The sequence below is a fragment of the Nonomuraea sp. NPDC052129 genome (genome assembly GCF_040680095.1).
Taxonomy (GTDB): Bacteria; Actinomycetota; Actinomycetes; order Streptosporangiales; family Streptosporangiaceae; genus Nonomuraea.
The window spans coordinates 24,579-39,105 of the sequence record NZ_JBFAVX010000059.1; the positions used below are offsets into that span (position 1 = coordinate 24,579).

Below are 14,527 nucleotides of genomic sequence, written 5' to 3' on the forward strand. Positions count from 1 at the left end.
TGTAAACCTCTGGCGCCTGTCATGCGTCTACGGTTCTTATACCCGGACGCTATGCACGGCGTCCCTGGTTCCATTGGTCTCCAAGTTTTCGCTGAGGTTTGACCACTCGCGACATATCGCGATAGGGAATAGACTGGCAAATTGTGACCCCTGATCCCGTTCTGCGCGCCTCCGACGCCGACCGCGACCGCGTGGCCGCTGTGCTCGGTGAGGCCCTCGCCACCGGAAGGCTCACCAGCCTCGAACACGCGGACCGCCTCGACGCTGCCTACACGGCCAAGACCGTCGGAGAGTTGGCCCCCATCACCTCTGACCTGCCCGATGTGTCGGCGCCAAACATGGTGGCCCTCGGTATTGAGCAGCAGACGATCGACTCGAAGTTCAGCAAGGTGATCAGGAAGGGCCGCTGGGTCGCCTCCCGCAACACCAAGTTGTCGGCGAGGTTCGGCGCGCTGATCATCGATCTGACGGACGCCGTGCTGCCTGGCCGGGAGATCACCATCGAGGCCGACGCCCGCTTCAGCAAGCTGATCGTGCTCGTGCCCGACAACGCCCAGGTGGTCGACGAGGGCGGCTCCATGTTCGGCAAGCGCCACGTGAGCGGCGGCACGCGCGAGGACGGCCCGCTCATCCGGGTCACGGGCCGGTCGATGTTCTCCAAGGTCATCGTCTCGCGCGAGGTCTCCGACTGGAACCTGAACAGCGTCGGCTGACCCGGCCACCCGCCGATCGGCCCGGCGGACACCCTGCCTACGATGCGGACGGGGGCGAAACGGGGGGCCGACCGCGGCGCGACCGCGTTCCGGCCGCACCACAGGAACGCTCCGCGAGCCGTACGAGGTGACCTTTTGTCCGACACCAGGCCGATCGCGCTTGACGCCATGGGCGGCGACCACGCGCCGCACGAGATCGTGGCGGGGGCCGTGCACGCCGTGCGCGAGCGCGGGCTGGCGGTGGTGCTCGTCGGCTCGCCCAAGGTGCTCTACGAGGCGCTCGCCGACCACGACGCGACCAAGGAGATCCCCATCGTGCGGGCCGAGGAGGCCCTGGCGATGGACGAGGGCGCGCTGGCCAGCCTGCGCCGCCCCCGCTCCAGCATCGCGATCGCCTGCCATCTCGTACGGCGGGGCGACGCGTCGGCGGTGGTGTCCGCGGGCTCGACCGCCGGGATCGTGACCACGGGCCGGCTCAGGCTCAAGGCCCAGCAGGGGGTGCTCCGGCCGGCCATCGCCGTCGCGTTGCCCACGCTGCCGAAACCCACGCTGCTCCTCGACGCGGGCGCGAACGCCGAGGTCAAGCCGGAGATGCTTGTGCAGTTCGGGCATCTGGGGTCCGTCTACGCCGAGCTGGCGTACGAGATCTCCATGCCCAAGGTCGGCCTGCTCACGATCGGCAGTGAGGCCGAGAAGGGCAACAAGATCGTCAAGCGGGCCCACGAACTGCTGCAAGGCTCCCCCGGCCTCCACTTCATCGGCAACGTCGAGGGCCACGACCTGCTGACCGGCATCGCCGATGTGATCACCACCGACGGCTTCACCGGCAACGTCGCGCTGAAGACCATGGAAGGCGCGGTCCGCTACGCGTTCGGCGAGCTCCGGCGGACCATCGACGACAGCAGGACGGCCAGGCTGGGGGCGTTCCTGCAGCGGTCACGCCTGCGCGAGCTGCGCAGCCGCCTGGACGCCGAGGCCTATGGCGGTGCCGTACTCCTCGGGCTGAACGGGACCGTGGTGATCGCCCACGGCTCGTCCAGAGCGGCCGGCATCAGCGCCGCCTGCCGGCTCGCCGCCGAGCTGTCGGCGCAGGGCGTCGTGGCGCGCATCGGCGACAGAATCGCGGCCGCACACCGCCCGCATCGCCTGAGAACCCCATAGTCTGTGGCGGATCCACAAATCAGGGGGTTGTGTGGACGGCTTAACCGCAGCACAGGTCTCGGGGGCGAAGACCAACCATGTGCCACGCCGGTCGAGCAGGTCGCTCGGCGCGATCATCAGGGCGAATGTCTTCACCCTGTTCAATCTGGTCATCGGCGTGCTCTGGGCGCTGGTCCTGATCTTCGGCGCGTGGCAGGACGGGCTGTTCGGACTGGTCATCGTGGCCAACGCGCTGATCGGCATCGTGCAGGAGTTCCGGGCCAAGCGCACGCTCGACAAGCTCGCGGTGATCAACAAGGCGCCGGTCACGGTCCGCAGGGACGGCCGCGACCAGGAGATCCCGCCTCACCAGGTGGTGCTCGGCGACCTGATCCTGCTCGGGCCCGGCGATCGTCTGCTGGTGGACGGCGAGGTCGTCGAGTCCGACGGACTGGAGATCGACGAATCGCTCCTGACCGGCGAGGCCGATCCGGTGCACAAGCTGCCGGGCGACGAGGTGCTGTCGGGCAGCTTCGCCGTCGCGGGCTCGGGCGCGTTCGTCGCGACGAAGGTCGGCACCGACGCTTACGCCGTACGGCTGGCGGAGGAGGCGAGCCGGTTCCACCTCGCGCGCTCGGAGCTGCGTGACGGCGTCACGAACTTCATCAAATACATCACCTGGCTCGTCATCCCGATCGGCACGCTGCTGCTCTACAGCCAGCTGCGCAACTCGGCCGACTTCGGCACCGCCATCACCGGCGCGGTCGCCGGCATCGTCACCATGATCCCCGAGGGCCTGGTACTGATGACCTCGATCGCCTTCGCGGTCGGCGTCGTACGGCTCGGCCGCCGCAGCTGCCTGGTCCAGGAGTTGCCCGCGATCGAGGGCCTGGCCCGGGTCGACGTGCTCTGCCTCGACAAGACCGGCACGCTCACCGCGGGCGGCATGGACCTCGGCGAGGTACTCCCCCTGAGCGAGGGCCGGCCGATCCATGACGCGCTCGCCGCCCTGGCCAACGTGGACCACCGGCCCAATGCCACGGCCAAGGCCATCCAGTCCCGCTACCCCGCGGCGGCCGACGGGTGGACGGCGGTCGACGTGGTGCCGTTCTCCTCGGCGCGCAAGTGGAGCGGCGCCGACTTCGGCCCCCACGGGGTGTGGCTGCTCGGCGCCCCCGACGTCCTGCTCGACGCCACCGCCAACGGCTACGAGCGGGCCGCCGAGCTGGCCTCGACCGGCACCCGCGTGCTGGCGCTGTGCCGTACGGACAGCTTGGCGTTCGCCAACGGAACGCCGGAGGCCGTCGCGCTCGTCACGCTCAAGCAGCGCATCAGGCCCGACGCGCAGGAGACCCTGCGGTACTTCGCCAAGCAGGGCGTCACGGTCAAGGTGATCTCCGGCGACAATCCTGATGCCGTCGCCGCGATCGCCACCGGCCTGGGGATTCCGGACGGCCATCGCGCGATCGACGCGCGTACCCTGCCGGTGGACGACCCGGCCAAGCTGGCCGAGCTGCTGGACACCCACACCGTGTTCGGCCGCGTCACCCCTCAGCAGAAGCGCGCCTTCGTCGGCGCGCTCCAGTCGCGCGGCCACACCGTGGCGATGACCGGCGACGGCGTCAACGACGTGCTCGCGCTGAAGGACGCCGACCTGGGCATCGCGATGGGCGCGGGCAGTCCCGCCACCAAGGCAGTCGCCCAGGTGGTGCTGCTCGACGACAAATTCTCCTCGCTGCCGCACGTGGTGGGCGAGGGCCGCCGAGTGCTGGCCAACATCGAGCGGGTCTCGAACCTGTTCCTCACCAAGACGTTCTACGCCATCGCCCTGTCGCTGCTCACCGGGGTCCTCGGGCTGATGTTCCCGTTCGCGCCGCGCCATTCCACACTGGTGAACGCGCTGACCATCGGCATCCCGGCGTTCGTCCTGGCGCTCGCGCCGACACTCGAACGCGCCAAGCCCGGACTCGTGCCCCGGGTACTGCGCTTCGCCGTACCCGCCGGGCTGCTCTGCGCGGGCGCGGTGTCCCTGGCGTTCTGGGCCGCGCACACCGGCACCTCCACCCTGATCGAGGACCGTACGTCGGCGACGATCGCGCTCTTCCTCACCACCTGGTGGGTGCTCATCCTGATCACCAAGCCGCTCACCCTGGGGCGGATCGCCATGATCGGCGCCATGGCCGGGCTGTTCGCGCTGGCCCTCGCGATCCCCTTCATCCGGCATTTCTTCGCCCTCGAACCCGGCGATCTGGGCAACGATCTGACCGCCGTCGGCATCTCCGTGGTGGCTGCCGCGGGCATCAGCGTGGCGGTCAAGGTCGCCGGTACCCTTAGACCATGACCGACCCGCAGACAGTGCTCACCGAGCGCGTCCAGCAGGCGCTGGCGCACGCGTTCGGCTCCGAGTACGCCGACGCAGATCCGCTGATCCGGCCCTCCCAGTTCGCCGACTTCCAGGCGAACGTCGCGATGAGCCTGGCCAAGCGACTGCGACGCGCGCCGCGGGAGGTCGCCGAGGCCATCGCCGCGGAGCTGTCCGACTTCCCCGGCACGGTCGAGGTCAGCGGTCCCGGCTTTCTCAACATCGCGCTCGACGACTCGTGGATCGAGTCCGAGGCGGCCGCGATGCTCGACGACCCGCGCGCGGGCGTCGGCTTCGCCACGCCGCCGCAGACCGTGGTGGTCGACTACTCCGCGCCCAACGCGGCCAAGGAGATGCACGTCGGTCACCTGCGCACCACGATCGTGGGCGACTCGCTGGCCCGCATGCACGAGCACCTGGGCAACACCGTCATCAGGCAGAACCACCTCGGCGACTGGGGCACGCCGTTCGGCATGCTCATCGAGCATCTGCTCGACATCGGCGAGGAGGCCGCGGTCGCGCAGCTCGAAGCCGGCATGGGCACCGAGTATTACCAGGCGGCCAGGAGCCAGTTCGACGGCGGCGAGGAGTTCAAGGTCCGCTCGCGCAAGCGGGTGACCATGCTCCAGTCGGGCGACCCGGAGACCCTGCGGCTCTGGCACGTCTTCATGGACGCCACGATCCGCTACTTCAACAAGGTCTACGGCATGCTCGGCGTCACACTCACCGACGCCGACATCGCCGGCGAGAGCATGTACAACCCGATGCTCGAGAAGACCTGCGACGACCTGGAGGCCGCCGGGGTCGCCGTGCTGAGCGAGGGCGCGCTCTGTGTCTTCCCGCCCGGCTTCACCGGCTCCGACGACAAACCGCTGCCCCTGATCGTCAGGAAGAGCGACGGCGGTTACGGCTACGCCTCCACCGACATGGCGGCGATCCGCTACCGGGTCGACGACCTCAAGTCCGACCGCATGCTCTACGTGGTGGGCGCCGACCAGGCGCTGCACTTCCGCATGGTGTTCGCGGCGGCCAAGCTGGCCGGCTGGCTGCCCGAAACGGTCTCAGCCGAGCACGTCCAGATCGGCATGATGCTGGGCAAGGACGGGCGCCGGTTCAAGACCCGGTCCGGCGAGTCGATCAAGCTGATGGACCTGCTGCAGGAGGCGGTCGACCGGGCCGCGGCGGCCATCGCCGACCGCGGCTACGACGAGACCACGCGGGCCGAGATCGCGCAGGCCGTGGGCATGGGCGCGGTGAAGTACGCCGACCTGTCGGTCAGTCACGACAGCGAATACGTCTTCGACTACGACCGCATGCTCGGGTTCAACGGCAACACCGGCCCCTACATGCAGTACGCGACGGCCCGAATTCGCTCGATCTTCCGCAGGGCGGGCGTGGCCCCGGCCGACACGACCGGCCGCATCGTGCTCGGCCATCCCGCCGAGCGCGCCCTGGCCCTCCACCTGCTGGGCTTCGGCGCGCTGGTGGAGCAGGTCGCGGCCCTGTCGGAGCCGCACCGACTCTGCGCCTTCCTGTTCGAGACCGCCAGCCTCTTCAGCACCTTCTACGAGGAGTGCCCGGTGGCCAAGGACGGGGTCGACGCCGAGACGAAGGCGCACCGACTCGCTCTCTGCGCCCTGACCCTGCGAGTCCTGGAGACAGGGCTCGATCTGCTCGGCGTCCCGGTGCCCGAGCGCATGTAGCACGTGCGGGCGCGCCTCCACCTGGACGGCGCGCCCCCCGGCTAGGCTTTACGCGGTCATGAACTGAGGCCACTATGGGGGAGTTCTCTGCCTTGAGCACGGACCTGACTGCCGACCCCCAAGCAGCAACCGAGCTGCACCGATATGCCGAGGCGCTGCTGTCTCACCTGGCCGCCAACGGCGCCGCGCCCCCGGCCCCGCCCGACTTTCCCGACAAACCTGGCTACTGGCTGCCGCCCGCCGTCGAAGCGCTGGTGGCGATCCTCGCCGGTGACGATCCGCTGGCGCCGCTGAGCAAGGCGGCCGGGCGCGACCAACAGCAGACCGCGCTCTTCCTGGCGCTCGCCCTGGCCGTCGCGGGTCACGGCAGCCGCATCCACGCCTCCTGGCTCGGCACCGCCTTCGGCGACCTGTCGCTCGACCAGCCAGTCACCCACGGTCAGCGGGCGCTCTGGCTGGCCGCGGCCAGGGGCGCGTACGGCCCCGCCGGGAAGATCTTCGTGCTCCGCAAGCTCGACGCGGTGGCCGTACCCGAGCACGCGGACGCCGCGCAGTGGACGCAGGCGCTCCTCCCCGGCGAGCCGTCGGTGGTGGTGCCCCCTTCGCTGCTCGACTTCCCGGAGATGGCGGAGATCCCCGAACTCGCCACGCCCGTCCAGGCAGCCGCGCGGCTCGCTCGGCTGCGTGCCCGATGCGCGGAGATCACCTCGGCGAAGCAGGCCGAGCACGACTCCTCCACCCCGCTCACCAACAGCTCCGGCAGCCCCGCCGCCGCGTGGGAGGAGGACGAGCCGCTGGCCGTACTCCGCTCACTCATCGGACTCGGCGGCCCCGCGGGACCGATGGCCGCGCTGAGCTCGCACCTCCTCGACGACCTGCGCCCCGGCGCCGATCCGCATCTGGCGGCGCTCGCCCTGCACGTGGCGGGCCCGATCCTGCGCGGCGTCGCGGAGGAGCTCGAATCCGACAGTCGGCTCACCCCGCCCGACACGGTGACCGTGTCACTGCTCGGCCACGACATCGAGCTGCACCCCGAGGGGCCGGACGATGCCTCGCTCGCGGCAGCCGAACGCGAGATCGTGGACCAGGGCACGATGCGGCGACGGCCGCCATGGGCGGCCGTCGCGCTGATCGTGGCGGGGGCCGGTCTGCTCCTCGGAGCGCTGCTGGCCGACGGGCTGGGGGTGCCCGTGCTCGCCGCACCGGGGGTGGCACTACTGGGCCTGGCGGGCTGGCAACTCTGGCGGCGCCGCAAGGCCGTTGAATCGGACGCCCGCTACGTGGCCGCCCAGATCGCCGAGCTCAAGGAGCTGGCCGACGGCGCGGTGTGGGCGCTGCACGGATACGCGCGTGAGGCAGTCACGCGAGCGGAACAGGCCACGGACGACTCGGCCGAGCTCACCCGGCTGATCCGTCGCGGCCCGCGCGCGGCCTAGGAGCTCTCGATCTCCACGTGGGCCGGCGCGAGCAGGAACACGCGGTCGGCGATGCGCTCGATCCGACCCTCACAGCCATAGGCAAGACCGGCCGCGAAGTCGACCATCCTGGTCGCCTCCGGCATCGGCATGCCCGTCACGTCCATGATCACCGTCTGGCCATCACGGAAGTGCTGCCCGATCATCGGCGCGTCGTTGTACTTGAGCGGCTGAACCATCACGATTCGTGACGAGTCGGCGGTCGAACGCCAGCGCCTCGCCGCCCGCTCCGTCGCCGGCATGTACTCCTCTTCGTACTGCTCGTCGTCGTAGCCGTCGTCGTAGTGGTCGATCCCGCCCAGGCCAAGGTAGCTCACCACCTTGCGCACTGCCCCCATCGGCTTGTCCTTTCCTCAGGAACTCACCTCAATCGGCACGTCCCACCATTGGACGTTAACCGACGACGAGAAGTTCGCCGTGCGACACGCCCACAACTAATTCCATTTTGTACGGCTAGCGGCCAGGTATCACCTGGATATCTCTCCCCCGATAGCCTCGATACATGCGCGTGTTCACTGTAGATGCCTTCACCGACACTTCTTTCCGAGGCAATCCGGCCGCGGTGTGCCTGCTGGACTCGCCCTCTCCCGAGTCATGGATGCAGGCCGTCGCCACGGAGATGAACCTGTCGGAGACCGCCTTCCTGCTCGGCGATTCGCTACGCTGGTTCACCCCCGCGGTCGAGGTCTCCCTCTGTGGCCACGCCACGCTGGCCACCGCACATGTGCTCTATTCCACAGGTGCGGCCGGCGGTCAGCTCGAATTCAGTACGGCGAGCGGAACTCTCACCGTGAATCGCATGGCCAACGGCATGATCACGATGGATTTCCCGGCGAAGGAAGTGTCACCGGCGGCCGTTCCCGACGGGTTGGAAAATGCACTCGGAGCTGCACCGGTGCAGGTCGGGAGGAGCAATCTCGACCTGGTGGTGGAGCTGGAATCGGAGGCGACGATACGTTCACTCGCACCCGACATCGCGGCACTGGCCACCATCGAAGCCCGTGGCGTGATCGTCACGGCACGGGGCTCCTCGACCGACTTCGTCTCCCGCTTCTTCGCCCCGAACGTGGGAGTGCCGGAGGACCCGGTGACGGGCTCGGCACACTGCGCACTGGCCCCTTATTGGGGGCAGCGGCTGGGGCAGGACACCATGGTGGGCGCGCAACTGTCTGCTCGGGGCGGGCTGGTGCACGTGCGGTTGGGCGGGGATCGTGTACACCTGGCGGGGCGAGCGGTCACTGTGCTGTCGGGGGAGCTACACGTCTGACGGGATGAGCGGACGCTGCACGTTTTGACGCGGCCCGCACTTTTCTGTGCGGCCCCGCCGCCACGTGACCTGCCGGAGCCCGTATCGCGGACTTCGGAAGACGGCTGTGACGGCATCCGTAGCGGGCGAACCTCAGCCGGCGGCGCCGTGCCGACGGCGGTGCAGCTCCCGCACCTGGGCGGCAAGCTCCGGCACCGGCCCCTCCACCACAGCGTCGGGAACGACCTGCTGGATCGGCAGCGTCCGCACCGGCGGCGCCGGAACACCCAAGTCGGCCAGCCACCCGGCAAGCTGCTCCGACGAACTCGCGTACACGATGCGCCCCAGCCCGACCCACCCATGGGCGGCCGCACACATTGGGCAGTGCTCCCCAGAGGTGTAGACGGTCGCGGCCGCCCTTTCGTCAACCGTCATATGCGCTGCGGCCCACCGAGCCAGCTCGAACTCCGGATGCCGGGTGTGGTCACCGGCGGCCACGCGGTTGTGATCCTCGGCGAGCACGATCCCGTCAGCGGACACGAGCACGGACCCGAACGGCTCGTCTCCCACCTCCAGCGCCTCCGTCGCCAACTCCACACATCGCCGCAGGTGCCGCAGGTCGGTTTCGGTCGTCACAGTGCCTCTCCCAGAGTTCGGATCTTCGAGTTCCATGCTAGGGCGTCGGGGTGCGACGCCTCTCAGCGCACCAGGCCAGGACGGTGCGGCCGGTCAGGGAGATCTGGCTGTGGGGTCGACGCGGGTAGTGAGGACGAACGTGCTCTGCACGGGCAGGCTGAGCGTGCGCCGCTGGTTCGGCATCGGCATGCGATTCTCTGTACAAAATGCGGCAACGGCGTAACGTACGGGCATGACTGCGCTACGCCGTGCCACGGCAACGGGGACCAGCCGACGCGCGACAGCCTCACGTTGATCACGTAAGGAGGCGGGAGACGGCATGCTGTCTTGGTCCGTCGCGATGGGGTACGGGGCCATGGGCGGGCTGGTCGTGGAGGCCATCACCACCTGGAACCGGCTGAGCGCCTGGCGGGAAGCACGCCACGCGGCGCTCAAGAGGAAACGCCAGCGCCGCCCCCGCATCAGCGAGTTCATCGATCCGGCAGCCGACGGGGCTGTCGCCGTGACACGTGCGGCGCTCGGATGCGCGGCGGCGGCTCTCCTGCACACCCAGATCAGCGGCTTCTACGCCGCTGTGGCTGTAGGAGCCGCAGCGCCGGCGTTACTCGGGAGTGTCGGCCGCGCGGCCGGGCGACGGGGACAGAATGGTGAGGGCATCGAATGACCGGTGCCTCTTTTCTGCGCCGCTACTGGGACCGGCTGACGAACGCGGACGTGGCGCGCGTGACACCGTCGGTTGGTCGGGGACGCCATGGCTACACCTTCGGACAGCGGTACTGGGCCTCCTTCATCGGAGCCGACCTTCCTGTACCGTCCGAGCAGGCGACCGGTCGGACGATGTACGGGCCGACACCGTCAGACTCTTCCCGTAGGACCGATCGGGCGGGCACTCATTGGTTTCCCCTGCCGCGGCTCCCTGAGCCGGACGGGCTCCTGGCTTCCGACGATGAGCCCGTCGTCGTGGAGGCGGCCTCGCCTGACGGCCGCGCAGAGTTTTTCGTCCGCCGCCACCCGGCGGTCAGAGCGGAATTTACGCTGGACGTCGTATTACGCGAATTCCGTGAGCTTCCTGCCGTCATCTCGGTGCGCTACACCTCGGCCGCCGACGGTGAGCGGACGCTGCTGATCCCGATGGCCGGACAGGACCTCGGTCCCGCCACCGCGCAGATCGCGCTTCCCGGGTTCGACGGCGGCAGCGGCTGGGCGGCCTCGGTGCCTGTGCCGGTCACGGAGAGGACAGCTTGGGAGGCCGCCACGGTGGCCGACTCGGTCAAGGCCGCCGTCAACGAGGTCACCCGCGACGCCTGGCGCCGGGTGCGCGAACTCGTCTCGGAAGAGCTGCGGCTGACGATCGACGAGGCCCTGCCGTGACCGTCCCAGGCGCGCTGGAGGCGCGGCCGCGGCACCCCTGCCGCGCCACCCTGGAGGAGCTGTTCGCCGAACTCGGCACCAGGCGGGGGACAAGCGCGGGTGGTCTGCTGGACCGGCTGATCGGCCGGGAACAGCTGTGGTGGAAGTGCTGTCAGGAGGCCGTACGAGAAGATCCCGGTTGGTTGTTTCAGGACCAGGCCGGATGCTGGCGGGACTGGATCAACAGGAACGTCCCTGACGGCAGCGCAGCCGGTCCCCGTCCGGCCGACCTCGCCTATCTTGTCGCCCAAGCCCTTTGCGGCGCGTCCGGTTCCCCGGAAGCGCACGTCGAAGCCCTAGAACCGGCGAACGAGGCGTGGAACCAGGCCCGGCTGCTGCCACCAGGAGCTCTGCTCGGTGGATTCGCCGCTCCGGTTCAGGTGGTGCCGAACGCTCCGCAGGGAGTCCAGCGGCGGCTGGCATACCTGGTGGACGCGGTGAGCGCCGGCCGGGCGCACATCATGGTGGGCCTCACCGCGTTGCTGCTGGCGGGAGCGGAACGCCGCAAGCGGCCTGTCGTACGGGTGTCCGTCGTGTTCGACCGGGTCGGTCACGATGGGACCGGCCGGGACGAGGGGGTCGCAGGCGTCCTGGAACTGCGGGAACTGAGGGCGGGACCGGTGGGCCTGTTCCCCGATCCGCAGGCCATGGCCGGGGCACGCAGCACCGGCCAGTCCTTCACGACATCCCTGTCTCACGCCTGGAATGCCTCTCCCTGGCCGGACCGGGGCAGGTGCGTGCTCTGGCGCATCGTACTCCCCGGGCACTCCTCAGCCGCGCTCCAGATCAGTGGCGGCTCGCTCGGCGCGGCGTTCGCCCTGGGCTTGCGAGAGCTGTTCCGCCATCCCGTCTCCAACCGGCCCAGCGCGGCCGGGCTACGCGCGATTGTGTACGGGCTGCGGCCCGGCACCGCCGTGACCGGGTGCCTCGACGCGGCCGCGCGGCTCGCGCGCGTCGGCGGGCTGGGCGCGAAGCTGCAGGTGGCACAGCGGAAACGCTGGCAACTCGTCGTCCCAGAGGAGAACCGGGCGGACATCTCCGAGCCCCCCGCCACGGTGAAGTTCGCCACAACCCTCCGCCAGGCCGAGCGGTACGCCCGGCAGTGGCGCACCGCACGGCTCGTCACCGCCACCGCCATCCTCATGGCAGCCGTGACCTCCGGCACCGTCGTGTCGAACATCCAGGCCACCGCCGCCACGCGGAAGCAGACGGCCGCACAGCTCGCGAACGTCTCGGCCGCCCTGCTGAACACCGATACCGGGCTGGCTCAGCTGTTCGCCACTCAGGCGTACCACCACGACCCGACACCACAGAGCCGGGCCGCCCTGTTCCAGGCGGTGACGGCAAGCCCTCACCTGGTCCGGAGCCTCCAGGCCGGCGGTCCGATCGCGGCCACCGCCGCCTCAGGCGATGGGCACACCGTCGCCGCGGGAACCGCGGATGGAACGGTCCTGACGTGGCGGCCCTCCGGCGGCTTGGGGGACGCCCATCGGCAGCAGGCGGCCACGCTCGGCGGCGCCGTGAAGATGATCGCGATCGACGCGGGTGGCGACACTGGGGCGGCCATGGACGACACTGCGGTACGGATCTGGTCGTCCAGCCGCTACACGCGATCGTTGAGTCTCCCTCCCGGGCAACGACCGACCGCGGTGGCCGTCTCTCCCTCCGGCCGCTACGTGGCGGTCGCCACGGAGGACGGCCTCACCCAACCGCGGCTCCTCCTCATGGAGCCGACCACCGGCCGCATTCGCGACAAGGTGCTGAAGGACATGAGCAGCGCGCCCGACCGCATCTCCGCCCCGGACGATGGACAGCTGGTTCTCCTCGACGAGGCAAATGGCAGCTGGGCACGCGTGTCGGTGCCCGAGCTGAACCACCTCGGCGGCAGCGCAGTCGGTTTCGGTGCCCACAACTACGCGTCGGCCCTCTCGGCGAACGGCGGCTACTTCACCTACTCCAACGCCAGCACCTGGTTGCCGCTGTGGGCGACCAGTGGCTCGCCTGACTACGACAGGCCCACCCTCACCGCGGCGACGCAGGGCACCAAGCCGGTGGCACTGGCGCTCAGCGCCGACGGCTCACGCGTCGCACAGGGCGTCAACACCACCATCTACGTGTCCATGAGCGTGCGATCGGCGCAGGATCGGCAGCCACCCACCGCCCTTACTGGGGCTGGCCTGATTCGCTACGACAGTCTCGCCTTTCTCGGGCCCGGAAACGACAGGCTGCTCTCGGCATCCGGTGACCTGCTGACCCTGTGGGACCTCAGCCAGGTGACACGCATTGGCGCGGCGTCGGAGGCGATCATTCCCCTGTCCTGCAACGGCTGTTACGAGCCCAGGATCGGGGTCCAGCCCGGCAACCGGCACGTCGCGGTCGTTGACGGCAACGGCTCAGCGCTGAACGTACAGGCGCTCAGTGCGGGCGTCACGGACCGGTCGACGGAACGAGCGGCGGAGGGACGGATGCCCGCCTACGGTCCACCACTATGGACACCGGACGGCACGAAGATCATCCTTGTCAGCACGGAAGACGACAGCGCTCAAATCCGTTCCTTCGTCCCCGGGCTCCCGTCCGTCGGCTCGTGGCCGGCTCCCGGCGCCCCTCCGCACCAGACCGACGCGCCGGCGCTACTACAGCTGACCTCAACCGGCACGCAGGTGGTGGAGATTGGTGACACCGGAACCGTGAAGCTCAGGGATGTCACAACGGGACGGATCCTGCGCAGGATCCAGGGGCCCGCAGGCATGACTCCGACGACGTTCGATCCCTCTCCCTTACCCCCGGACTACGCGGCCGCGAACGCCGAGGCGACGTACGCGGCCGTCATCGACCAAGACAACAGCCAGGTCCAAGTTACCGATATCGCCGGAGGAAAGGTCCAGGTCATCCACGGAAAGGACGCGAGGGGCGTCGCTTTCGTCCGGGACAAGCTGCTGATCCAGCTCTCCAGCGGAGCGCTGGAGATCTGGGACGCCTCCGGACGATCCCGCACCGCAACCCTGCGAGGGGTACCTGGCAGCGCCATCGGACCCATCGTCAACGGAGTCGACACGATCGTCGAGACCGACAGCGACAGCACTGTCGCGCTCATCGACTACCCGTCCGGACACCGGCTCGGCACCCTGCCCGTGCCCAAGGGCTACAAGACGACCTCCATCGGCCTGGGGTTCGCACCGGGTGGGAAAATGCTGGTGAGTGCCACCGAAAGTGCCACCGAAGGGACCATTGCCCCTGTCGGCCTCGTGGACGGGGGCATAGTGGCCGGGTGGCAGGTCGACGACGGCGCCTGGCTGTGGACCGCCTGCCACTCGGCTGGGAGGGACCTCACGGCCGATCAGTGGCGGCAATACATGGGCGGCCCGGCTCCGCCCGAGCTGCACTGTCCGGCGCCCTGACCCAGCGGCCGCCACGGCGAGTATCGCGCGAGCCAGTGGCAGACGGTCGAGTGAGTCTCGAGCGAGGACGGCGTAGAGGTCGGCGACAGTGTCGTAGGCGTCCGCGGTCGCGATCAGCTAGGGGGAGGATTCGGCCATGGCGGACGACTATAGTTCATCAGTCGGTCGTCGATCATCAACCGGTCGACGCGTCCGTTCCGTAACTTCAAGGTCGCGACAGGACCTTCGCCTACAACGAGAAAAGGGCCTCATGCGGCAAGGCATGAGGCCCCTACAACACAGGAAAAAAGGGGGGCCACACCCGTCAAGGCGCGAGACCCCCGAAACGCAGAAAAGGGCCCCACGCGTGTGCGTGGAGCCCAATTTCCGCAATCTAAAGATTGTCCGGCGGTGACCTACTCTCCCACACCCTCCCGAGTGCAGTACCATCGGCGCTGGGAAGCT

11 protein-coding genes are annotated in these 14,527 nt (G+C 69.3%); 9 read left to right on the forward strand and 2 right to left on the reverse strand.

Annotation, left to right across the window (positions count from 1 at the left end; all coding sequences use genetic code 11):
• Positions 1 to 143 precede the first annotated feature (143 nt).
• The 5 genes from AB0L53_RS57625 to AB0L53_RS57645 all read left to right on the forward strand — a co-directional run bounded on the left by AB0L53_RS57625 (position 144) and on the right by AB0L53_RS57645 (position 7,354).
• Entirely contained in the window at positions 144 to 713 is a 570-nt protein-coding gene (locus AB0L53_RS57625; protein ID WP_364015082.1) for a DUF1707 domain-containing protein, read from the forward strand.
• A gap of 135 nt (positions 714 to 848) precedes the next feature.
• On the forward strand, positions 849 to 1,874 hold the full coding sequence (gene plsX, locus AB0L53_RS57630; protein ID WP_364015085.1) for a phosphate acyltransferase PlsX: 1,026 nt from the start codon (positions 849 to 851) through the stop codon (positions 1,872 to 1,874).
• 31 nt (positions 1,875 to 1,905) lie between these two features.
• A complete protein-coding gene (locus AB0L53_RS57635) occupies positions 1,906 to 4,194 on the forward strand; it encodes an HAD-IC family P-type ATPase (protein WP_364015088.1) in 2,289 nt (762 codons plus the stop codon).
• Positions 4,191 to 5,918: an arginine--tRNA ligase gene (argS, locus tag AB0L53_RS57640; protein WP_364015091.1), complete on the forward strand. Its 1,728-nt coding sequence runs from the start codon at positions 4,191 to 4,193 to the stop codon at positions 5,916 to 5,918. Before AB0L53_RS57635 ends, argS begins: the two co-directional genes overlap by 4 nt.
• A gap of 92 nt (positions 5,919 to 6,010) precedes the next feature.
• A complete protein-coding gene (locus AB0L53_RS57645) occupies positions 6,011 to 7,354 on the forward strand; it encodes a hypothetical protein (protein ID WP_364015094.1) in 1,344 nt (447 codons plus the stop codon).
• Here the strand turns inward: AB0L53_RS57645 and AB0L53_RS57650 are convergent.
• Positions 7,351 to 7,731, reverse strand: a complete 381-nt coding sequence (locus AB0L53_RS57650) for a cell division protein SepF (RefSeq protein WP_225302506.1) — start codon at positions 7,729 to 7,731, stop codon at positions 7,351 to 7,353. The two genes, AB0L53_RS57645 and AB0L53_RS57650, sit on opposite strands and share 4 nt — an antisense overlap.
• A 164-nt stretch (positions 7,732 to 7,895) precedes the next feature.
• On the opposite strand from AB0L53_RS57650, the gene AB0L53_RS57655 reads away from it, so the two are divergent.
• Complete coding sequence (locus tag AB0L53_RS57655) at positions 7,896 to 8,660, forward strand: PhzF family phenazine biosynthesis protein (protein ID WP_364015097.1); 765 nt, start codon at positions 7,896 to 7,898, stop codon at positions 8,658 to 8,660.
• Positions 8,661 to 8,792: 132 nt separating this feature from the next.
• On the opposite strand, the gene AB0L53_RS57660 is transcribed toward AB0L53_RS57655, so the two are convergent.
• Positions 8,793 to 9,275: a nucleoside deaminase gene (locus AB0L53_RS57660; RefSeq protein WP_364015100.1), complete on the reverse strand. Its 483-nt coding sequence runs from the start codon at positions 9,273 to 9,275 to the stop codon at positions 8,793 to 8,795.
• A gap of 319 nt (positions 9,276 to 9,594) precedes the next feature.
• Here AB0L53_RS57660 and AB0L53_RS57665 point away from each other — a divergent pair, with 319 nt between their 5' ends.
• The 3 genes from AB0L53_RS57665 (at position 9,595) to AB0L53_RS57675 (ending at position 14,083) form a co-directional block, all read left to right on the forward strand.
• Complete coding sequence (locus tag AB0L53_RS57665) at positions 9,595 to 9,939, forward strand: hypothetical protein (protein ID WP_364015103.1); 345 nt, start codon at positions 9,595 to 9,597, stop codon at positions 9,937 to 9,939.
• A gap of 419 nt (positions 9,940 to 10,358) precedes the next feature.
• On the forward strand, positions 10,359 to 10,646 hold the full coding sequence (locus tag AB0L53_RS57670) for a hypothetical protein (RefSeq protein ID WP_364015106.1): 288 nt from the start codon (positions 10,359 to 10,361) through the stop codon (positions 10,644 to 10,646).
• Positions 10,643 to 14,083, forward strand: a complete 3,441-nt coding sequence (locus tag AB0L53_RS57675; RefSeq protein WP_364015109.1) for a hypothetical protein — start codon at positions 10,643 to 10,645, stop codon at positions 14,081 to 14,083. Before AB0L53_RS57670 ends, AB0L53_RS57675 begins: the two co-directional genes overlap by 4 nt.
• Positions 14,084 to 14,527: the final 444 nt, after the last annotated feature.